Source organism: Acidovorax sp. SRB_24 (assembly GCF_012931925.1).
This window is the reverse complement of sequence record NZ_MWOM01000015.1, coordinates 1,449-23,016: the sequence shown is the minus strand read 5'-3', so window position 1 is coordinate 23,016 and position 21,568 is coordinate 1,449. Positions and strand designations below refer to the sequence as shown.

General features: G+C 66.8%; 19 protein-coding genes and 1 tRNA gene. 14 read left to right on the top strand and 6 right to left on the bottom strand.

Features of this window, described 5'->3' with window-relative positions:
- The first annotated feature begins 3 nt into the window (after window positions 1-3).
- From B2J89_RS07495 to B2J89_RS07485, 3 genes are read left to right on the top strand one after another with little or no spacing between them, the layout of a single operon-like run.
- Window positions 4-762 carry a diguanylate cyclase gene (locus B2J89_RS07495; protein ID WP_206041316.1) on the top strand — a complete coding sequence of 253 codons (759 nt, stop codon included), beginning with the start codon at window positions 4-6 and terminating at the stop codon, window positions 760-762.
- A gap of 10 nt (window positions 763-772) precedes the next feature.
- Window positions 773-1,618 (top strand): MinD/ParA family protein, encoded by an 846-nt coding sequence (locus tag B2J89_RS07490; protein WP_169168522.1) that lies wholly within the window; start codon window positions 773-775, stop codon window positions 1,616-1,618.
- Window positions 1,619-1,669: 51 nt separating this feature from the next.
- Window positions 1,670-2,422 carry a sulfurtransferase gene (locus B2J89_RS07485; protein ID WP_169168521.1) on the top strand — a complete coding sequence of 251 codons (753 nt, stop codon included), beginning with the start codon at window positions 1,670-1,672 and terminating at the stop codon, window positions 2,420-2,422.
- Between the two features lie 56 nt (window positions 2,423-2,478).
- On the opposite strand, the gene B2J89_RS07480 is transcribed toward B2J89_RS07485, so the two are convergent.
- The 3 genes from B2J89_RS07480 to B2J89_RS07470 form a co-directional block, all read right to left on the bottom strand.
- Entirely contained in the window at window positions 2,479-3,366 is an 888-nt protein-coding gene (locus B2J89_RS07480) for a pirin family protein (protein ID WP_169168520.1), read from the bottom strand.
- Between the two features lie 92 nt (window positions 3,367-3,458).
- Complete coding sequence (locus B2J89_RS07475; RefSeq protein WP_169168519.1) at window positions 3,459-3,884, bottom strand: DoxX family protein; 426 nt, start codon at window positions 3,882-3,884, stop codon at window positions 3,459-3,461.
- A gap of 35 nt (window positions 3,885-3,919) precedes the next feature.
- Window positions 3,920-4,621, bottom strand: a complete 702-nt coding sequence (locus tag B2J89_RS07470) for a pirin family protein (protein WP_169168518.1) — start codon at window positions 4,619-4,621, stop codon at window positions 3,920-3,922.
- A gap of 105 nt (window positions 4,622-4,726) precedes the next feature.
- On the opposite strand from B2J89_RS07470, the gene B2J89_RS07465 reads away from it, so the two are divergent.
- The 5 genes from B2J89_RS07465 (at window position 4,727) to B2J89_RS07445 (ending at window position 9,716) form a co-directional block, all read left to right on the top strand.
- Window positions 4,727-5,665 (top strand): LysR family transcriptional regulator, encoded by a 939-nt coding sequence (locus B2J89_RS07465; RefSeq protein WP_169168517.1) that lies wholly within the window; start codon window positions 4,727-4,729, stop codon window positions 5,663-5,665.
- Window positions 5,666-5,780: 115 nt separating this feature from the next.
- Window positions 5,781-6,875 (top strand): NAD(P)/FAD-dependent oxidoreductase, encoded by a 1,095-nt coding sequence (locus tag B2J89_RS07460; RefSeq protein ID WP_169168516.1) that lies wholly within the window; start codon window positions 5,781-5,783, stop codon window positions 6,873-6,875.
- A complete protein-coding gene (gene gluQRS / locus B2J89_RS07455; protein WP_169168515.1) occupies window positions 6,872-7,846 on the top strand; it encodes a tRNA glutamyl-Q(34) synthetase GluQRS in 975 nt (324 codons plus the stop codon). The genes B2J89_RS07460 and gluQRS overlap by 4 nt, the downstream gene beginning before the upstream one ends.
- Entirely contained in the window at window positions 7,843-8,631 is a 789-nt protein-coding gene (gene trmB / locus B2J89_RS07450; protein ID WP_371809047.1) for a tRNA (guanosine(46)-N7)-methyltransferase TrmB, read from the top strand. Before gluQRS ends, trmB begins: the two co-directional genes overlap by 4 nt.
- Window positions 8,632-8,657: 26 nt before the next feature.
- Complete coding sequence (locus tag B2J89_RS07445) at window positions 8,658-9,716, top strand: GGDEF domain-containing protein (RefSeq protein ID WP_169168513.1); 1,059 nt, start codon at window positions 8,658-8,660, stop codon at window positions 9,714-9,716.
- 87 nt (window positions 9,717-9,803) lie between these two features.
- Here B2J89_RS07445 and alaS read toward each other — a convergent pair whose 3' ends face one another.
- Window positions 9,804-12,428, bottom strand: coding sequence for an alanine--tRNA ligase (gene alaS, locus B2J89_RS07440; RefSeq protein ID WP_169168512.1), 2,625 nt, complete (start codon window positions 12,426-12,428; stop codon window positions 9,804-9,806).
- A 121-nt stretch (window positions 12,429-12,549) separates the two neighbouring features.
- A complete protein-coding gene (locus B2J89_RS07435) occupies window positions 12,550-12,834 on the bottom strand; it encodes a PepSY domain-containing protein (protein WP_169168511.1) in 285 nt (94 codons plus the stop codon).
- 207 nt (window positions 12,835-13,041) lie between these two features.
- Between B2J89_RS07435 and B2J89_RS07430 the strand changes: the two genes are divergently transcribed.
- From B2J89_RS07430 to B2J89_RS07405, 6 genes are all read left to right on the top strand, one after another.
- Complete coding sequence (locus B2J89_RS07430) at window positions 13,042-14,532, top strand: NAD-dependent succinate-semialdehyde dehydrogenase (protein WP_169168510.1); 1,491 nt, start codon at window positions 13,042-13,044, stop codon at window positions 14,530-14,532.
- Between the two features lie 192 nt (window positions 14,533-14,724).
- A tRNA-Gly gene (locus tag B2J89_RS07425) sits at window positions 14,725-14,798 on the top strand.
- A 180-nt stretch (window positions 14,799-14,978) separates the two neighbouring features.
- Window positions 14,979-18,485, top strand: coding sequence for a response regulator (locus B2J89_RS07420; protein WP_205763741.1), 3,507 nt, complete (start codon window positions 14,979-14,981; stop codon window positions 18,483-18,485).
- A 13-nt stretch (window positions 18,486-18,498) separates the two neighbouring features.
- A complete protein-coding gene (locus B2J89_RS07415) occupies window positions 18,499-19,335 on the top strand; it encodes a protein-glutamate O-methyltransferase CheR (protein ID WP_169168508.1) in 837 nt (278 codons plus the stop codon).
- The gene (locus tag B2J89_RS07410) at window positions 19,335-19,931 is read left to right on the top strand and encodes a chemotaxis protein CheB (RefSeq protein ID WP_371736013.1); all 597 of its coding nucleotides are present in this window, start codon (window positions 19,335-19,337) and stop codon (window positions 19,929-19,931) included. Before B2J89_RS07415 ends, B2J89_RS07410 begins: the two co-directional genes overlap by 1 nt.
- A complete protein-coding gene (locus B2J89_RS07405; RefSeq protein WP_169168506.1) occupies window positions 19,928-21,088 on the top strand; it encodes a hybrid sensor histidine kinase/response regulator in 1,161 nt (386 codons plus the stop codon). The genes B2J89_RS07410 and B2J89_RS07405 overlap by 4 nt, the downstream gene beginning before the upstream one ends.
- Here the strand turns inward: B2J89_RS07405 and B2J89_RS07400 are convergent.
- Window positions 21,065-21,565 carry a response regulator gene (locus tag B2J89_RS07400; RefSeq protein ID WP_371809049.1) on the bottom strand — a complete coding sequence of 167 codons (501 nt, stop codon included), beginning with the start codon at window positions 21,563-21,565 and terminating at the stop codon, window positions 21,065-21,067. The genes B2J89_RS07405 and B2J89_RS07400 overlap by 24 nt on opposite strands.
- Between the last annotated feature and the right edge of the window lie 3 nt (window positions 21,566-21,568).

The window sequence follows — 21,568 nt, the reverse complement described above, 5'->3', positions numbered from 1 at the left end:
CCCGTGCCGCACACCGTCCCCCCTGAACCCATCGACCTGCGCGAGCTGCGCTTGGACACGGCCCGCGCGCTGGTCGAGCAGGCCGGGAAACCGCTGGACGCGCGTTCGCCCCAGGCCTATCTGCAGGACCTGATCGATGGCCTGTGCGAGCTGTCGCTGCGCGACCCGCTCACCGGGCTGGCCAACCGGCGCCATTTCTATTCGGTGCTGGAGCGCGAAATCGACCGCGTGACGCGCTCGGGCGAGGCGGCCTTGCTGCTGATGCTCGACATCGACAATTTCAAGCGCGTCAACGACACCTACGGCCACCTGGCCGGCGACACCGTGCTGCAGTCCGTGGCCCAGACCCTCAGCAGCTGCGTGCGCCCCATGGACACTCTGGCGCGCTATGGCGGCGAGGAGTTTGCCGTGGTGCTGCCGGCCTGCCAGGGCAGCTTTGGCCGCGTGATCGCCGAGCGCATCCGGCGCGCGGTGGCCGACACGTCCGTGCGCATCAACGCCCACACCGAACTGCAAGTCACGGTGAGCGTCGGTGGCGCATTTGCACTGCAGTGGATACGCTCCACGACCACGCTGTGGACCGACCGCGCCGACCTGCAGCTCTACAAGGCAAAATCCCAGGGGCGCAACCGCGTATGCCTGGAAGACCCACCCGACAGCACGGTGAGTGCCGAGGAGAAAAGCCTGCTGTTCGGGCCGCTCTACACCCCTTCCGGCTGGGGCGACCTGCCCCCCCTGACTTCCACCGACAGCGCCTACTGAAAGCGATGAGATGAGTGACGCGCCGTCCCCCTCCCTCCCCACCCGCCCCTCTGCGGGACACGCCCCTGCGCCCGCCCCACAGGGCGCCCGCATCATTGCCATCACCAGCGGCAAAGGCGGCGTTGGAAAAACCTTCGTGTCGGCGAACCTCGCTACCGCGCTCACGCGGCGCGGCCAGCGGGTGCTGGTGCTCGACGCCGACCTGGGCCTGGCAAACCTCGACGTGGTGCTGAACCTGCACCCCAAAGTCACGCTGCACGACGTTTTCACCGGCAAGGCGCAGCTCGAAAATGCGCTGGTCGCTGCCCCTGGCGGGTTTTCTGTGCTGCTGGCGGGCTCGGGCATGGTCGAGTATTCGCGCCTCACGCCCGAAGTGCGCAACCAGCTGCTCCAGGTGATTCAGACCCTGGCGCCCCGCTTTGACGTGATCTTGCTCGACACCGGCGCCGGCATCTCCGACGTGGTGCTGTTTTCGGTGTCGCTGGCCTCCGAGGTGCTGATCGTGGCCACGCCCGAGCCCACCTCGCTGACCGATGCCTACGCGGCCATCAAGGTGCTGGCCTTGCAGCAAAAACGCCAGCATGTGCGCCTGGTCATCAACCAGGCTGCGCGCCCGGGCGATGGCCGCGCCATCACCGGACAACTGCAGCAGGTGCTCGACCGCTTCGTCTCCACCGAATCGGGCCGCTCCATGCGCCTGATCCACATGGGCGACATCCCTGCCGACCCGGCCGTGCGCGATGCGGTCATGCGCCGCCACCTGCTGCTGCTGCACACGCCAGGCTGCCCGGCAGCGCTGGCCATTGCGCAATTGGCCAACAAGATAGAAGACGCGCTGCTGGTGCGCGTGTCCTGAGTGCGCCCGAGCCTCCACGCCCGCAGTGCGGGCCTGCATGAGAACTGCACCGTGAATCCGATCCTCAACATCTCCTGCTACAAGTTCGTGTCCCTGCCCGATGCGCAGGCGCTGCGCGAGCTGCTGCTGGCCCGTGCCGTCGCGGCACAGCTCAAAGGCACCATCCTGCTGGCGGGCGAAGGCATCAACTTCTTTCTCGCCGGCGCCGCCGATGCGGTGCTCGGCTTCGTCGCTGCGCTGCGCGAAGACGCCCGCTTTGCCGACCTGGAGCCTAAGGAAAGCTGGTCCGCGCAGGTGCCGTTTCGCAAGATGCTGGTCAAGGTCAAGCGCGAGATCATCCGCATGGACCACCCGACCATCGAACCCGGCCGCGGCCGCGCGCCCTCGGTCGATGCCCCCACGCTGCGGCGCTGGCTGGCCCAGGGCCACGACGACGCCGGCCGCCCCGTGGTGACGCTGGACACGCGCAACGACTTCGAGGTGGACGCCGGCACATTCGACGGCGCCATCGACTGGCGCATCACCAAGTTCACCGAATTTCCGCCGGCGCTGCGCGAGCACAAGGCCGAGTTGGCCGGCAAGACCGTGGTGAGTTTCTGCACTGGCGGCATCCGCTGCGAGAAAGCTGCCATCCTGATGCGCGAGGAAGGCGTCGAGCATGTCTACCAGCTCGAAGGCGGCATCCTCAAGTACTTCGAACAGACCGATGGCGGCCACTACCACGGCGGCTGCTTTGTGTTCGACGAGCGCCGCGTGCTGGAAACCGACCTGTCGGCGAATGCGCAAAACGCTATGGATAAGTGAGCTTCAAGCGCTTGACTGGCAAGCGCTAGAGGCCGATTTGATTCGTATTTTGGGCATCAAGGCCTGAACCGGCGCTCGGGCAACGCAATCCACTCGTGGTCGCCCGGCACCTGGCCCATGCGCTGGTGCTCCCAGTCGCCAGCGGCCTGCACGATGCGCTGCTTGCGGCTGGAGACGAAATTCCACCAGATGTGGCGCGGCGCATCGAGCGCATCGCCGCCGATCACCACCAGGCGCACGCCCTGGCGGGCGGGCGCCTGCAGCCGCACGGCGCCACCAGGCGCCAGCACCGCCAACGTGTGGGCTGCCACGGCCTCGCCCGCGATGTGCAAACCGCCATCGACCGCATAGACCGCCATTTCAGGCGCCAGCGGTGGCAGTTCGAGCGTGGCGCCTGGCGCCAGTTGAACGTCCAGGTACAGCGTCGGGGCGAACGTGGCCACGGGCGAGGTCTGGCCGAACGCAGCGCCGATGAGCACGCGCACGGTGGCGCCGCCCTCCACCACCTCGGGGATGGCGGCAGCCGGCGTGTGCGCAAACGCGGGCTCGGTTTCTTCGTGCGCCAGGGGCAGCGCGGCCCAGAGCTGAATGCCGTGGTTGACATGGCTGCTCGCTGCCAACGCTTCGGGACGGCGTTCGGAATGCACGATGCCGCGCCCCGCCGTCATCCAATTGATGGCGCCAGGCTCGATCTGCTGCACGCTGCCCAGGCTGTCGCGGTGCAGCATGGCGCCCTCGAACAGATAGGTGACCGTGGCCAGACCGATGTGCGGATGGGGGCGCACATCGAACTGGTCGCTGGGCGCCACCGTGATGGGGCCAAAGTGGTCAAAAAATACGAACGGCCCCACAGCGCGGCGCTGCAGCGCCGGCAGCAGGCGCCGCACGGTGAAGCCCCCGCCCAGGTCCTTTTCGTGCCCCGCCAGTTGCAGGGAAACGCTCACGGCAGGCGCTCCTGGAACGCGGTGGTCAATGGGGTACGCATCACACAAGCTCCTTTAAGAGGCACCAAAAACAATCCCCGGTGCGCGGGCCGCTATGCAGGCACTCTGTGCCCGGCGCGCGCGTTGTCCACGCTCCAGGCGCCCGGGCCGAACGCAGCCAGCACCAGCAGGCCACCGACCACGGCGATGTTCTTGAAGAACAGCAGCTGCGTGATCATTTGCTGCTCGGCCGGCACAGCCCAGTAGGCATGGAAGTAAAAGCTGGCCACCAGGGTGAAGAAGGCCAGCACCAGGGCGGCAAAGCGGGTGCCCCACCCCAGCACCAGCGCCAGCCCGCCCAGCACTTCAATGGCCAGCGCGAGCGCTGCGGCGACCGTGGGAAGCGGCATGCCCACCGAGCCGATATAGCCCACCGTGCCCGCAAAGCCGGTGATCTTGCCCAGGCCGGCGGGCAGGAACAGCAGGGCCAGCAACAGGCGGCCGGCGAGGGCCAAGGGGTTTTGCAAGGATGCGAACATGGTCAACTCCTTCTGTGGAAAAAAGGGATGGGGTGTCAGGCCGCAAGATCAAACACTAGCACTTCCGCATCTTTTGCGTTGCCCAGGCGCAAAAGCGATTCGTTTTCGAGCAGCGCGGCGTCGCCCCCCTTCAGCGCCTGGCCATTGGCCTCCAGCGTTCCGCGCACCAAGTGCACATAGGCCTTGCGCGCCGGGTCGAGCGCCAAGTCAACGGTCTCGGCGCCGTCGAACAAACCCGCATACATGGCCGCATCGGCGTGCAGGCGCACCGAGCCTTGGGCGCTGTCGGGCGACGCCACGAGGCGCAGGGTACCGCGCTTTTCGGCCTCGGGAAAACGTTTTTGCTCATAACTGGGCTCGATGCCCGACACATTGGGCTCGATCCAGATCTGCAGGAAGTGCGTGGTCTGGCCCGCCGCGTGGTTGAACTCGCTGTGCACCACGCCGCTGCCGGCGCTCATGCGCTGCACGTCGCCCGGCGGGATGCCCTTGACGTTGCCCATGCTGTCCTTGTGCGCCAGCTCGCCGGAAAGCACGTAGCTGATGATTTCCATGTCGCGGTGGCCGTGCGCGCCAAAGCCGGTGCCGGGAGCGATGCGGTCTTCATTGATCACGCGCAGGTTGCCAAAGCCCATGTGCAGCGGATCGTAATAGCCCGCGAAAGAAAAGCTGTGGTACGAGCGCAGCCAGCCATGGTCGGCGTGGCCGCGGTCCTGGGATTTGCGAATGGTCAGCATGGAAACCTCCTTAGGGAAGCCCCCACTGTAGGCCTGCAGGCCGGGCATGCGGTGCAAGGACATTGACGGGATAATTCAAACAATTTCAACCGAATGATGCCTACCATGCAAAACGCACGCAATGTCCTGACCCCCGACAGCCTGGCGATGCTGCAGTGCATCGCCCAGGCCGGCAGCTTTGCCGCCGCCGCGCGCCAGCTTGGCTTGGTACCCAGCGCCCTGACATACCGCGTGCGCCAGATCGAGGATGCGCTCGACGTGCTGCTGTTTGACCGCAGCGCGCGCCAGGCGCGGCCCACCGAGGCCGGTGCCGAACTGCTGCGCGAAGGCGCGCGCCTGCTGCAGGAAATCGACGCCGTGGCCCACCGCGTGCAGCGCGTGGCTACGGGCTGGGAGCCGCAGCTGACCATTGCCGTGGACGGCGCCATCTCGCCCCACACCCTGCTGGAGCTGGTCGAGTCGTTTTACGCCCAGGCCCCGCCCACGCGGCTCAAGCTGCGCGACGAGATCCTGAGCGGCACGCTCGAGGCTTTGACGTCGGGCCAGGCCGACCTGGCCATCGGCGTGGCGGTGAACGCGTCCAACGTGGCGGGCCTGCAGCAGGGCCTGCTGGGCGAGACGCCCTTCATCTTCGCCGTGGCGCCGCACCACCCGCTGGCCCGCGCGCCCGAGCCGCTCAGCGACGCCACGCTGCTGCAGCACCGCGTGGTGGCCGTGGCCGACTCGGCCCGGGGCGACAACGTCAGCATGGGGATGCTCGGCGGGCAGGACGTGCTCACCGTGGGCTCCATGCAGGCCAAGGTGCAGGCGCAGCTGCGCGGCCTGGGCTGCGGCTTTCTGCCCGAGCCCATGGTGCGCCCCTACATCGAGGCCGGCCGGCTCGTGACGCGCCGGGTGGAGCGCTCGGCGCGCAGCATCCGCATGCATTACGCCTGGAACGGCACCCCGCACGGCCCCCAGGGCCGCGCGCTGCAGTGGTGGCTGGCCCAGCTGCAAAGTCCAGCCACCCAGGCCGCGCTGCTCGAGAACCACCACCATTTTTAGGCGCTGCGCTTCGCCAGGCGTGTAGAGTGGAAACATGAGACCGTGTTGCGCGGCCATCGATGGCTCGCACCCCACACGTCTTTAGACTGCCGCATCCCTATCCCGAAAGGCCGCCATGCCCCCCCGCTCCCCCGCTTCCGCCACCCGCTCCCGACGTCCCCGTGCACCCAGCGCTGCGCGCCATTTCGCTGTCATCGGCGCCGGCATCGCCGGTATCGCCTGCGCCCGCACACTGGTACAGGCCGGGCACCGGGTCACGGTGTTTGAAAAATCCGACCGGGTGGGCGGACGCACGGCCACGCACGACACGCCGTTTGGCGGCTTCGACGCCGGCGCGCAGTATTTCACCGTACGCGACGACCGCTTCGCGCAGGCCCTGGCCACGGTGCCCGGCGTGTGCCGGCCCTGGAGCGCCACGACGGTGCGCGTGCTCGACGCGGCCGGGCGCGTGGCGGCGGCGAGCCAGCCGCCCAGCGAAGCGCACTGGGTCGCCTGCCCCGGCATGGACGCCCTCGTCGGCGCCTGGGCACAGCCGCTGCAGCAGGCGGGCTGCCTGCTCACCGGCGCCCGGGTAGTGTGCATCGAGGCCGACCCCCTGCGCCCCCGCGGCTGGCAGGTCTGCACCGAAAGCGACGACGGCTCCCAGCAGGTGGTGGCCGGCTTCGACGCCGTGCTGATGGCGCAACCGGCCACGCCCGCACGCGCCCTGCTGGTGTCGTCCGACCTCTACACCCCGCTGGCCGATGCCCTGGCCGATGTGTCCATCGCCTCCTGCTGGACGCTGATGCTGGCCTTTCCCCAGGCCGTGCGCCCGGGCCTGACCACCCTCGGCCCGCAGTGGAACGCCGCGCGCAGCACGCACCACCGCATCGCGTGGCTGGCGCGGGAGTCGTCCAAGCCCCAGCGCAGCAGCGTGGAGCGCTGGACCGTGCAAGCCAGCCCGGCCTGGTCGGACGAGCACCTGGAAGACAACGCCACGCGCGTGCAGGACAAGCTGCTCAAGGCCTTTGCCGAGGTGACCGGCATCCGCGCCACGCCCAGCCACGCGCAGGTGCGCCGCTGGCGCTATGCGCAAACCCAGCAGCCGCTGGGTCGCAGCCACCTGTGGGATGCCGATGCGCAGCTGGGCGCCTGCGGCGACTGGTGCCTGGGCCACCGGCTCGAAGACGCATTCATCTCCGGACTGGAACTGGCCCTCGCGGTCGCATGACGCCGGCGGGCTACGTGGGGCGCTTTGCGCCCTCGCCCACCGGGCCGCTGCACGCGGGCTCCCTGGTGGCGGCGCTGGCGAGCTGGCTCGATGCGCGCGCATGGAACGGCGGGCACGGCGGCCGCTGGCTGGTGCGCATCGAAGACGTCGACACCCCCCGCTGCGCGCCCGGTGCTGGCGAACACATCCTGGCCCAGCTGGCCGCCTGCGGTCTGCACCCTGATGCACCGCCGCTGTGGCAGTCCACGCGCGCCGCGGCCTACCAGGGCGCGCTGGACCGGCTGTGCGCCAGCGGCCTGGCCTACCCCTGCGCCTGCTCGCGCAAGGACATCGCCGCCGCCCACGCCGCGCGCGGCCGGGCCCAGCAGCGCCACGTCGAGCACCCCTATCCGGGCACCTGCCGCCATGGCCTGCACGGGCGCAGCGCGCGCGCCTGGCGCTTCAACACCACAGATTTTTGGCCAAAACAGCCTCTAAGCCTTATGGATCAAGCGCAAGCAGCTATCCATAACGAAGCGCCGCAGGTGCTGCACTGGCACGACCGGCGCCTGGGCGCGCAGCAGCAGGACGTGGTGGCCAGCGTGGGCGACTTCGTGCTGCGCCGTGCCGACGGCCTGTGGGCCTACCAGCTGGCCGTGGTGGTGGACGACGCCGCGCAGGGCATCACCCACATCGTGCGCGGCGAGGACCTGGCCGACAACACACCGCGCCAGATCCTGCTGCAGCGCGCCCTGGGCGCGCCCACGCCGCAGTACCTGCACACGCCGCTGGTGCGCGCGGCAGACGGCGAAAAACTCTCCAAGCAGCATGGTGCGCCGCCGCTGGACCTGCAGCAGCCGCTGCAGGCGCTGGCGGCCGCGGCGGCCGTGCTGCAACTGCCCGCAGTGGCGCATCCCGACAACACCACGGTGCCCCAAGCGCTGGCGCAGTGGTGCAAGGCCTGGGCCGGTCTCTACAATCTCGCACCGTGACAGAACTTCCCTCCCCCTCCGCCCCGACGGGCACGCCCCCCGACCCCGACGCCGCTGCGCGCGCTACCCCTGTGGCGCCCGCGCCCAGCGAAGGCGTGGCCCCGGCCGGCGTGGCCCACCCCAAGACCATCAAGAGCTTCGTGCGCCGCGCCGGCCGCACCACGACCGGCCAGGCCAAAGCCTTCGAAGACCTGGGGCCGCGCTTCATCCTGCCCTACCGCGCCCAGCCGCTCGACGCCAGCGCCGCCTTTGGCCGCTCCGCGCCACTGATCCTGGAGATCGGCTTCGGCATGGGCGAGGCCACAGCCCACATTGCCCGCGTGCGCCCCGACGACAACTTCTTGTGCTGCGAAGTGCACGAACCCGGCGTGGGCGCACTGCTCAAGCGCCTGGGCGAGCAGGGCCAGACCAACGTCCGCATCGTGCAGCACGACGCAGTCGAGGTCATCGACCACATGCTCGCGCCCGCCAGCCTGGACGGCGTGCACATCTTCTTTCCCGACCCCTGGCACAAGAAAAAGCACAACAAGCGCCGCCTGATCCAGCCGCCGCTGGTGGCCAAGCTGGCCGCGCGCCTTAAGCCCGGCGGCTACCTGCACTGCGCCACCGACTGGCAGCCCTATGCCCAGCAGATGCTGCAGGTGCTGTCGCAAGAGCCGCTGCTGGCCAACAGCGCAGAAGGCTACGCATCGCAGCCCGGCTACCGGCCGCTTACCAAGTTCGAGAACCGCGGCCTGCGCCTGGGCCACGGCGTCTGGGACCTGGTGTTCATACGCAGCCGCTGAGCGCAGCCCCCCCTGCCCGCCCCGCCATGACGCACCTCCTGCAGAACCTGGTCGAGATGACGGGACACCGCGACCATCTGCGGCTCGAAGCGTCGGTGATGGCCACGCTGCACAAGCTCACCAGCGTCGTCGAGGTGCGTGCGCTGGAAGTCTTCCAACGGGAGGGTGAAGCCTGCCTGCGCCCGCGCAGCTGGATGGAAAACGGCCAGTGGGTGTCTACCGAAGCCGAGGCGCAGGCCGATGCACGGCGCCAGCCGCTCACGCACTTCCCGGCACTCCAGGCCTGCTTCGAGGCGCGCACAGAGCATGCGCGCTCGGCGCCCCAGAAGGGGCGCTATGTGGTCTGGCTGCCGGTGTGGGTGCACGACCAGGTCACCAGCTGCCTGGAGGTGAGCCAGTCGCGGCCGATTTCGGCCCACCGGCTCGATGTGCTGATGGGCATCTTCAACGTCTACAAGAATTACCAGAGCCTGCTGGACTACAGCGAACGCGATGCGCTGACCGGCCTGTTCAACCGCAAGACCTTCGACGAGCAGTTTGCGCGCCACGCCTCGTGCGGGGATGAGCGCGCTCGCGCGCCCCAGTCCGCCCCCGGTGCGCCCGCAGCACTGCCCGAGGGCGGCGGAAACCGCGAGCCGCTGCGGCAATGGCTCGCCGTGATCGACATCGACCATTTCAAGCAGGTCAACGACCGCTTCGGCCACCTCTATGGCGATGAAGTGCTGATCCTCATGGCCAACCTCCTGCGCAGCTCATTTCGCAGCCACGACCGCATCTTCCGCTTTGGTGGCGAAGAGTTTGTGGTGCTGCTGCGCGCCACCACGCTGGAGACGGCGCACAAGGTGTTCAACCGCTTCCGCCAGACGGTCCAGGACCACCACTTCCCGCAGGTGGGCCAGATCACGGTGAGCGTGGGCTTCACCGCGAGCGCGTCGGGCTCTCCGGTCGAAATTCTGGGCCAGGCCGACCAGGCGCTGTACTTTTCCAAGGAAAATGGCCGCAACCAGGTGCGTTTCTATGACGACCTCGTGGCCAGCGGGCACCTGCAGTCGCGCATCAGCCACGAAGACATGGAACTGTTCTGATCTTCCGCCTGTGCTGCGGGCACAAAAAAAGCACCCGGCCCACACCGGGCGCTTCAACCACAGCGGGGCGCGAGCGCCCCGCTCCTTTCAAAGGCGCTCTGCGACCCAGCTGGCCACCGACGCCAGCGCCGCCGGCACGCCCGCCGGATGCGTGCCGCCCGCCATCGCCATGTCGGGCTTGCCGCCGCCCTTGCCGCCGACCTGTTGCGCGACAAAGTTGACCAACTCGCCGGCCTTGACCTTGCCCACCACATCCGGCGTCACACCCGCGGCGATCTGCACCTTGTCGCCATCGACGGCGACGAGCACGATGGCGGCGCTCTTGAGCTTGTCCTTGAGCTTGTCCATGGTGTCGCGCAGCGTCTTGGCGTCCGCGCCTTCGAGCCGCGCGGCCAGCACCTTCAGGCCCTTGACATCGACCGCCTGCAGCAGCAGCTCGTCGCCCTGCGAGGACGCCAGCTTGCCCTTGAGCGCAGCCACTTCCTTCTCCAGCGACCGGACCTGCTCCAGCACCTGGCCAACGCGGTTCTGCAACTCCAGCGGATGGGCTTTGAGGCTGCCCGCGGCCGACTGCACGGTGGCTTCGAGCGACTGCAGGTAAGCCAGCGCGTTTTCGCCCGTGACGGCTTCGATGCGGCGCACGCCCGAGGCCACGCCGCTCTCCGCCACGATCTTGAACAGACCGATGTCACCGGTGCGGCCGACGTGGGTGCCACCGCACAGCTCCTTGCTGGAGCCAATGCTGAGCACGCGCACGGTCTCGCCGTACTTTTCGCCAAACAGCATCATGGCGCCGGTCTTCTGCGCCGATTCCATGTCCATCTCGCTGGCATCGGTGGCCTGGTTGGCGAGGATTTCGGCGTTGACGCGCGCTTCGATCTCGCGGATCTGCGCGTCCGTCACAGGCGCGTTGTGCGCAAAGTCAAAGCGCGTGCGCTCGGCGTTGACCAGGCTGCCCTTCTGCTGCACATGGCCGCCGAGCACTTCGCGCAGCGCCTTGTGCATCAGGTGCGTGGCGCTGTGATTGCGCACGGTGGCGGCGCGCAGCGCGGTGTCGACGCGCGCGCTGACGTGGTCGCCGACGTTCAGCGTGCCCTGCTCCAGCGTGCCATGGTGGCCGAACACATCGGCCTTGATCTTGAGCGTGTCGCCGACGGCAAAGCGGGCCGAGCCGCTGACCAGCTCGCCCTGGTCGCCGACCTGGCCGCCGCTCTCGGCGTAGAACGGGGTGCTGTCGAGAACCACCACGCCGTTTTGACCGGCTTTGAGTGCTGCAACGCTGATGCCATCTGCGTAGAGTGCTACGATTTTTGAAGCATCCTGCTCCAGTTGCGCATAGCCGACGAAGGCATTGCCACTGCCGGCGTATTCGAGCGCCCGGTCCATCTTGAACTTGCCGGCGGCGCGCGCCTGGGTTTTCTGCTTTTCCATGGCCACGGCAAACCCGGCCTCGTCCACGCGCAGCCCGCGCTCGCGGCAGACGTCGGCCGAGAGATCGAGCGGGAAGCCGTAGGTGTCGTGCAGCTTGAAGGCCACGTCGCCCGGCAGCACCTGCACACCGTCGGCCAGCGCCGCGTCCAGGATCTGCATGCCGACTTCGAGCGTCTCGAAAAAGCGCTCTTCCTCGGCCTTGAGCACAGCCGTGATGTGCGCCTCCTGCGCGCGCAGCTTGGGGTAGGCGTCGCCCATCAACCGGGCCAGCTCGGCCACCAGCTTGTGAAAGAAAGGCGTCTTCTTGCCCAGCAGGTAGCCGTGGCGGATCGCGCGGCGGATGATGCGACGCAGCACGTAGCCGCGGCCTTCGTTGGACGGGTTGACGCCGTCGGCCACCAGGAAGGCGGTCGCGCGGATGTGGTCGGCAATCACGCGCAGGCTCTTGTGGTCCAGATCCTGCACGCCGGTCTCTCGGGCGGCGGCCTGGATCAGGGCGGCGAAGATGTCGATCTCGTAGTTGCTGTGCACGTGCTGCAGGATGGCGGCCAGGCGCTCCAGACCCATGCCGGTGTCCACGCAAGGTGCGGGCAGCGGCGTGACCGAGCCGTCCTCGGCCATGTTGAACTGCATGAACACGTTGTTCCAGATCTCGATGAAGCGGTCGCCGTCTTCATCGGGGCTGCCTGGCGGGCCGCCGGGGATGTGGTCGCCATGGTCGTAGAAGATCTCGCTGCACGGGCCGCAGGGGCCGGTGTCGGCCATCATCCAGAAGTTGTCGGACTTGTAGCGACCTCCCTTGTTGTCGCCGATGCGGATCACGCGCTCGGGCGGCAGGCCGATTTCTTTCGTCCAGATGTCGTAGGCCTCATCGTCCTCTTCATAGACCGTGGCCAACAGGCGGTCGGCCGGCAGCTTATAGACCTCGGTCAGCAGCTCCCAGGCCCATTTGAGCGACTCGCGCTTGAAGTAGTCGCCAAAGCTCCAGTTGCCCAGCATCTCGAAGAAGGTGTGGTGGCGCGCCGTGTAGCCCACATTTTCCAGGTCGTTGTGCTTGCCGCCGGCGCGCAGGCAGGCTTGTACCGAAGCTGCGCGCACGTAGGGGCGCCTGTCGGTGCCCAGGAACACATCCTTGAACTGCACCATGCCCGAGTTGGTGAACATCAGCGTCGGGTCGTTGCCCGGCACCAGCGAGCTCGACGGCACCACGGTGTGGCCCTTGGAGGCAAAGAAGTGCAGAAAGGTCTTGCGGATGTCGGCAACGGTGAATGTGGGAGTCATGGGCTTTTTCTTCACGAAACGAAAATGCTGCGGCAGGCCTGCGCTGCAAACGCAGGCGAACCGCAGATTTTAGGGGGTTTCACGCACCACGCCCGCCCCCAGCTCGCCCTGAAGCGCAGCATCAAGAGGACCGCGACGCCATTTTCATTTTCATGACGCGGCCATCAACGGGATGGTGGACGATCTTGACGCGGTTGCCGTCCTTGTCCCAGCCACGCATTTGGTAGCAGCTTCCCTGCGTGATGCCGAAGCTCTCGATCGTGTAGCCGGCAGCGACCAGCTTGCCCAGCATCTGATCCTGTGTGAGCGGCGTGTCTTTCGGCGTAACCGTGCAGGGGGTTGCGGCAAAGGCGGATGTGCCCAGCAGCAATGCGGCGGCTGCGGTGCAAAGGGTACGTGTGTTCATGGTGGACTCCAGTGTGCATGCCGGTTTGGCATGGGGTCCATTCTGGAAAGCCTCTCTGAAGATGTGCTGAACACCCCCAGCACCCTTGGCAGCCCACAGAGAGGGCCCCTGGACAGGCCCGCATTCCCCGCTTCGGCGCAAGGGCCTGTGCGGCCAGGCGCCGTGCCTGGTGCTACGCTGCACCTGTCACCCCCCTGCGAGACAACCATGGACATGAAGACCTCTCCCCTTGCTCAGCTGAGCGACCCCAGCCTGCTCCAGACCGACGCGCTCATCAACGGCCAGTGGCTGTCCGGCAGCAGCCGCTTTGCCGTGCACGACCCGGCCACCGGCCGGCACCTGGCCGACGTGGCCAACCTGGGCGCGCCAGAGGCCGAGGCCGCCATCGCCGCCGCCAATGCCGCCTGGCCCGCCTGGCGTGCCAAGACGGCCAAGGAGCGCAGCGGCATCCTGCGCCAGTGGTTTGACCTGCTGATGGCGAACCAGGACGACCTGGGCCGCATCATGACCGCCGAGCAGGGCAAGCCCCTGGCCGAAGCCAAGGGCGAAGTGGCCTACGGTGCGAGCTTCGTCGAGTGGTTTGCCGAAGAGGCCAAGCGCGTCAACGGCGAGACCCTGCCGCAGTTCGACAACAACCGCCGCCTGATGGTGCTGAAAGCGCCGATCGGCGTGTGCGCGGCCATCACGCCGTGGAACTTCCCGCTGGCCATGATCACGCGCAAGGTGGCGCCCGCGCTGGCCGCCGGCTGCCCCGTCGTCATCAAGCCGGCCGAACTCACGCCGCTCACGGCCCTGGCCGCCGCCGAGCTGGCCGTGCGCGCGGGCATCCCGGCCGGCGTGCTCAACATGCTCAGCGCCGACGCGGCCCACTCGATCGCCATCGGCAAGGTGCTGTGCGCCAGCGACGTGGTGCGCCACATCAGCTTCACGGGCAGCACCGAAGTCGGCCGCATCCTGATGGCCCAGTCGGCGCCCACGGTCAAGAAAATGAGCCTGGAACTCGGCGGCAACGCACCCTTCATCGTGTTCGACGATGCCGACATCGACTCCGCCGTCGAAGGCGCCTTTGCCAGCAAGTACCGCAATGCGGGCCAGACCTGCGTGTGCACCAACCGCTTCTACGTGCAGGAAGGCGTCTACGACCAATTCATCGCCAAGTTCGCGGCCAAGGTCAAGACCGCCAAAGTCGGCAACGGCTTTGACGAAGGCGTGAACCAGGGCCCGCTGATCGAGGAAGCGGCGCTCGAGAAGGTGCAGCGCCACCTGGATGACGCCGTGGCCAGGGGCGGCCGCGTGGTGGCGGGCGGCAAGCGCCTGTCCACGCTGGGCAGCGGCCAGTTCTTCGAGCCCACGGTGCTGGCGCACGCCACGCCCGACATGCTGTGCGCGCGCGAGGAAACCTTCGGCCCGTTCGCTCCCGTGTTCCAGTTCAAGACCGAGCAGGAGGCCATTGATGCGGCAAACGCCACCGAGTTCGGCCTGGCGAGCTACTTCTACAGCCGCGACGTGGGCCGCATCTTCCGCGTGGCCGAAGCGCTCGAATACGGCATGGTGGGCATCAATGTCGGCATCCTGGCGACCGAGCATGTGCCGTTCGGCGGCGTCAAGCAGTCGGGCCTCGGGCGCGAAGGCTCGCACCACGGCATGGAAGACTATGTCGAGATCAAGTACCTGTGCCTGGGCGACATCCAGAAATAGACTGAACCGCTCTGCTTTTGATAGCTTTCAGCGCTTTATTCATAAGCCCTGGAGTAAAAAAACACTTCGCATTTCGCGCATCCCGCCGGCCAGTCCGCGGCGGCAGGGTGCGCAAAAGACGCACCCTTGGGCAAACCCTGGGCCGACGGGCTTCACTCCGGCGGGCGCAGGGTGCCTATAATCCGCAGCTTCGCGGGTGTCGTTCAATGGCAGGACTCTTGCTTCCCAAGCAAATAACGTGGGTTCGATTCCCATCACCCGCTCCAGTTTTTGCGCTGCGTGCCCCGACCGGGGCCACTGGCTGCGGCCCCTCCCGCAGCCGCAGACCGCAGCCCTCTGAAGTGGCCCAGGCCCCGGTGTTCCAACGCCCGCGGCACCAGGCGCACGCACTCTGACAGAATCGACCGCTTGCCACCGCGTCCGATCCACCTGATCTTTGAATGCGCATGACTTCTTCCTCTTCGTCTCTTGTGGCAGACCCAAGCTGGCGCGACCGCAATACTTTTCCCTACCGCCTCCTGGTCTGGTTCATGCTGGCAGCGATGGCCACCGTGCTGATCGCGCTGGTGTCGTACCGTGCTTCCGAAGAGCGCACGCGCTCGGTGCACCAGATGAACCGCTCGGTCAAGGCGATCGACCTGACCCAGCTGGTGCTGCTGTCGCTGCGTGATGCGGAAACGGCCCAGCGCGGCTATTTGCTCACCAACGACATGCGCTACCTGCAGCCCTACCTGGCGACCAAGGAAGGGTTGGCGCAGACCTTCAAGGGTCTGGATGCCCTCGAATGGTCGGAAGCGCAGAAAACGCAGTTGCAGCAGTTGCATGCACTGGCGCAGCAGAAGATGGACGAGCTGGCTGAAACGATCGCCCTGCAACGCGACGGAAAGCGTGACGCGGCAATGGCCGTGCTCGCCACGGATGTGGGCCGCCTGACCATGAACAGCATCCGCACCCTGGTGCGCGAGATGCTCGTCGCCGAGCGCGAGGAATGGGAAAAGCGCCGTCTGCTCTGGGAGGATGCGTCGCGATTTTCCACCGCAGCGACGTGGCTGGGGGCCGCGGTGCTGCTGATGCTGATCCTGATATCGGCAGTGATCAATGCGCGCGACCACCGGCTGAAAATGCAGCAAAGCTGGATCAAGTCCGGCCTGATGGGCTTGAGCGCACGTCTGCAGGGCGACCTGCGGCTGAACGATCTGGGCCAGCATGCGCTGGATTACCTGGCGCGTTTCATGGATGCCAAGGTGGGCGCGGCCTACGCGGCCGACGGTGCACTGGCGCTGCAGCGCTTTGGCCGCTACGCGATCGCCGAAGCGGACGCGCCGGCCCATATCGCCCCCGGCCAGGGCCTGGCGGGCCAGGTGGCGCAGTCGCGCACCTTGTTGCACCTGCACGATGTCCCGCCGGGCTACCTCACGGTCTCATCGAGCACCGGACGCGGCACACCGGCCGAGTTGACGGTCGTGCCCGCCGTGCAGCGCGACCAGCTGCACGCCGTGCTGGAGATGGGATTTTTTCGCAAACTCGACGCCACCGATCTGGAGTTCCTGGTGCGTGCCGCCGAACTGCTGGCCACGACCATCCGCTCGGCCACCGACCGCTCGCAGCTGGAGGAATTGCTCGAAGAGACGCAACGCCAGTCGGAAGAACTGCAGGCGCAGCAAGAAGAATTGCGCGTCAGCAATGAAGAGCTGGAGCAGCAAAGCCGCATCCTGCAAGACTCGCAGGCGCAGATGGAAACCCAGCAAAACGAACTGGAGCAAAGCAACCATTTCCTGGAAAAGCAGACGCGCCAGCTCGAGCGCCAGACCTCCGAACTGCTGCGGGCCCAGGAGGCCTTGTCCGAAAAGGCGCGCGACCTGGAAGCGGCCAGCCAATACAAGAGCGAGTTTTTGGCCAACATGAGCCACGAGCTGCGCACACCGCTCAATTCGAGCCTGATCCTGGCCAAGCTGCTGGCAGACAACAAGACCGGCAACCTGACGGACAGCCAGGTGAAGTACGCCCAAACCATTTCGGCGGCCGGGAACGACCTGCTGCGGCTGATCAACGACATTCTGGATTTGGCCAAGATCGAGGCGGGGCAGGCGACGGTCACGCCCGAACCGGTGGCGCTGGCGCGCACGGTGCAGGCACTGGTCGAGCCGATGGTGCCCCTGGCAGAAGAAAAGCACCTGGCGTTGCGCTGGACCGTGACGCCAGGCGTGCCCGAGCGCATCGACACCGATCCGCAGCGCCTGGGCCAGGTGATCAAGAACCTGCTCTCCAACGCCATCAAGTTCACCAGCCACGGCGAAATCACCGTGCGGGTCAGCGCGCCGACAGATGCCAGCGTCTCGTTTGCGGTCAGCGACACCGGCATCGGCATCCCTGCGCACCAGCAGCAGCTTATCTTCGATGCCTTCCGCCAGGCCGATGGCAGCACCCACCGCAAATACGGCGGCACCGGGCTGGGCCTGTCGATTTCCCGGAACCTCGCGCACCTGCTCGGCGGCCACCTCACGGTGCACAGCGTGCCGGGTGAAGGCAGTGTCTTCACCCTGACCCTTCCCACGACGCTGGTGGTGGCCGACCACGCGGAGGCGATGGCAGAGGCCCCTTCGCCCGCAACCGCGCCCCCCGCGTCGGGCGCGCAGCCTCCCGTGCCGGCGCAACGCGCGGCGGCCTTGCCAGCCTCGGCGCCGCCTGCGCTGGCGCCCTCCCCTGTGCCCGCGCCTGCCGCCGGCAGCGGGGCCCTCGACGACCGGGAGCACAGAGACCCGCGTGCCCGCACCATCCTGGTGGTGGAGGACGACGTGCGGTTTGCCCGCATCCTGCATGAGCTGGCGCACGAGATGGGTTTTCAGTGCCTGATGGCCGCCAGCGGCAGCGACGGCCTGGCCGCGGCCCTGCAGTACCTGCCCGACGCTGTGGTACTGGACGTGAACCTGCCGGATTTTTCGGGCCTCGGCGTACTCGACCAACTCAAGCGCAACCCGCTCACGCGCCATATCCCGGTGCACATGGTGTCCGTCGCCGACTATGCCCAAGAGGCCATGGGACGCGGCGCCGTCGGCTACGCGCTCAAGCCGGTCAAGCGCGAGGAACTGGTGCATGCATTCCAGCGCCTGGAGGCCAAGTTCACGCAGGTGCTGCGCCGCGTTTTGGTGGTGGAAGATGACGAAAACCAGCGCGAGAGCATGCGCGAGCTGCTCGGCAACGGGGAGGTGGAGATCGTGGGCGCAGAAAATGCGCAGCGTGCGCTGGAGCTGCTGCGCAGCACCACCTTCGACTGCATGGTGATGGACCTGAGCCTGCCCGACATGAGCGGCTACGAGCTGCTCGAACAGATGGCCGAGCAGGAAGACGTCGCCTTCCCTCCGGTGATCGTCTACACCGGGCGTTCGCTCTCGCACGGGCAAGAGCAGCAGCTCAGGCGCTTCTCCAAATCCATCATCATCAAGGACGCGCGCTCGCCCGAGCGCCTGCTCGACGAGGTCACGCTGTTCCTGCACCAGGTCGAGTCGACGCTGCCGGCCGACCACCGGCGCATGCTGCAGGTGGCGCGCGACCGCGACGCATCGCTCGAAGGGCGCACGGTTCTGGTGGTGGAGGACGATGTGCGCAATGTCTTCGCGCTCTCGAGCGTGCTCGAACCGACCGGCATTCGGGTGGAGATCGCACGCAATGGCCTCGAGGCGCTGGCCGCGCTGGAGCGCTCGCAGGCGCCGCAGGGCACGCCGGTCGATCTGGTGCTGATGGACATCATGATGCCCGAGATGGATGGCTTTACCGCCATGCGCGAAATCCGCAAAAATGCGCAGTGGCGCAAGCTGCCGATCATTGCGCTGACCGCCAAGGCCATGAAAGACGACCAGGAAAAATGCCTCGCGGCAGGCGCCAACGACTACATCGCCAAGCCCCTGGACGTGGAAAAGCTGCTGTCTCTGGTGCGGGTGTGGATGCCCAAATAGCAGGAAGAGCGCATTGCCGCACCGCAAAACGACCACCCTCGACATCGAGCAGCGCCTGCTGATCGATGCGATCTACTACAAGTACCATTTCGACTTTCGCGGCTACGCACAGGCCTCGCTCAAGCGGCGCCTGCAGGCCGCCTTGGTCCATTTCGGCTGCAAGACCGTCTCACAATTGCAGGACAGCGTTTTACACGACCGCGAGACCTTTCCCGCGCTGCTCGAATACCTCACGGTCCAGGTGAGCGAGATGTTCCGCGACCCCGGCTATTTCCGCGCCTTGCGCGAGCAGGTGGTGCCGCTGTTGCGCACCTACCCTTCGCTCAAGGTCTGGGTGGCCGGCTGCAGTGCGGGCGAAGAGGTCTATTCCCTGGCCATCCTGCTGCGCGAAGAAGGCCTGTTGGAGCGCTCCCTCATCTACGCGACCGACATCAACCCCGCGGCCCTCAAGAAGGCCGAAGCCGGCGTCTATGACATTGCGCGCATTCCGGCCTGCGCCGAAAACCATGTGCGCTCGGGCGCGCGCTCCTCGCTGTCCGACCATTACAGCGCCGCCTACGGCCGGGTCGTGTTCGACAAGTCCCTGCGCCGGCACATGGTCTTTTCAGACCACAGCCTGGCCACCGACAGCGTCTTTTCAGAAGTGCACTTGGTGTCGTGCCGCAATGTGTTGATCTACTTTGACCGCGACTTGCAAGACCGTGCCCTGGGGCTCTTCAAGGACGCGCTGTGCCGCAAGGGATTTCTGGGGCTGGGCTCCAAGGAGTCGCTGCTTTTTTCATCGCATGCAGCTGCGTTCGACAACTTCGTGCCGAAAGACCGCATTTACCAAAAGAAGGCTGTGCTGTGATCCCCCGATTGCCATCTGATTCTGCGTTCAAGGCCATTGTCATCGGTGGCTCCGCAGGCAGTGTCGAGGCGCTGGGCATCTTGCTGCCCGCACTGCCGGCGACATTGCGCGCATCCCTGCTGGTCGTTCTGCACCTGCCGCGCGAGCGTCCCAGCCTGCTGTGCACCATTTTTCAAGGGCGCTGCGCCTTGCCGCTGCGCGAGGCTCAGGACAAAGAGCCCATTGCGCCCGGAACGCTGTACTTTGCACCGCCGGACTACCATTTGCTGGTGGACACCGGGCCAGCCCTGGCCTTGTCGGTCGATGCGCCTGTGCACTATTCGCGCCCTTCGATCGATGTGCTGTTCGAGTCGGCTGCCGACATCTATGCGCGACAGCTCATCGGCATCGTGCTCTCGGGCGCCAACGAGGACGGCGCGCGCGGCCTTGCTGCAGTGCACGGCGGCGGCGGACTGGCCCTGGTGCAAGCCCCTGCCAGCGCGCCCATGCGCACCATGCCCGAGGCCGCGCTGCAACGCACCGCGGCGAGCCAGGCCTTGGAGCCGCAAGCCATTGCGGCGCTGTTGACGTCTTTGCATCTGGAGGGAAGCCTGTGACATACCGCAGCGCGGAACCGGCAGCACCCCCGTCTCCGCGGGTCAAATGCCTGCTGGTCGATGACACCGAAGAAAACCTCACGGCGCTCGAAGCCGTGCTGCAACGCAGCGACATCGAGATCCTCAAGGCCAGCTGCGGCTCCGAAGCCCTGGAACTGCTGCTGCAGCACAACGACGTGGCACTGGCCCTGCTCGATGTGCAAATGCCCGAGATGAATGGCTTCGAGCTGGCAGAACTGATCCGCGGCAGCGAACGCACGCGCCACGTGCCGTTGATCTTCATGACGGCCGGATCGCGCGACCAGAACTGGCAGTTCAAGGGCTACGAAACCGGCGCCGTGGACTTCCTCTACAAACCGATCGACACGCATGCGCTGGTCAACAAGGCCAACATTTTTTTCGAACTGCACCGGCAAAAACGCGCACTGGCCCACGAACTGCAGGAACGCACCGAAAGCCTGCGCCTCAACGAGATGTACATGGCCGTGCTCAGCCATGACCTGCGCAATCCGTTGACGGCCATTTTGACGGGCGCCATGGCCCTGCAACGCCCGCTGGCCGACCCGGATAAGCTGCTCGCCCTGGCCCAGCAGATACAGAGCAGTGGCCGGCGCATGGGCCAGATGATCGAAGACCTGCTGGACGTGGCACGCGTTCGCCAGGCCGGCAGCATGCCGCTCAAGCGGGGCCCGGCGTCGCTCGACACCCTCGTGGGCCGCGCAGCCCAGGAACTGCGCGAGGGCGGCACCGGCCGCCGCATCGAAGTGGCTGCGCGCGGTGACCTCGCCGGTGTATGGGACAGCGAGCGCATGCTGCAGGTGGCTTCGAACCTCATCGGCAACGCGCTGCAGCATGGTGTCACCGGCACTGCGGTGCAGGTCACGGCAGACGGCACCGCAGCACACCGCGTGGTGTTGACCGTGGACAACGAAGGCGCCATTGCCGAGAGCCTGATGGCGCATTTGTTCAACCCGTTTCGCGAGCGCATCCACCAGCCCGGTCGCCACCAAGGCCTGGGCCTGGGGCTGTACATCGCCCAGCAGATCGTGCTGGCGCACGGCGGGACCATCGAGGCGTCCTCCGGTGACGCACGCACAACGTTCCGGGTGCAATTGCCACGGATAGCGTGCGAATCAGACGGCAGGGGTGGTTTTTAGGGTAGCGCCGATCTCGGCAAGCAAGGCGTCCAGGTCTTCCAGTTCGAAGGGTTTGACCAAGGCCCGCACGCGCGGCCCCAGAGACGAAAGCGCAGCGCCGAATTGGTAACCCGAGCACAGCACCACCCAGCGGGTCGGGTCTTTGGCCAGCACCTTGCGTGCCAGGTCCGTGCCAGACATGCCCGGCAAACTCACATCGGTGACCAAGACATCGAACGTTTCTTGGGTTTCCAGCTCCAGGGCAGCCTCTGCGGTCGCGCACTTGGTGATGAAGCGCCCTTCCAGCTCCATCAGCATGCCGATGGTCTCTCTGAGTTCCTCGTTGTCTTCGACGTACAGGATGCGCAAGGGAACCTTTCTCAGATGCGTTGAACAGGCCAACCGGGAGCCGCATGGATGCGCAGCAACCCTCTGGCGGCAGAGCCGGCATCTTCGTTCAAAACCCGATGCGGCCTTGTAGGACAAATGGCCGGGCACTGC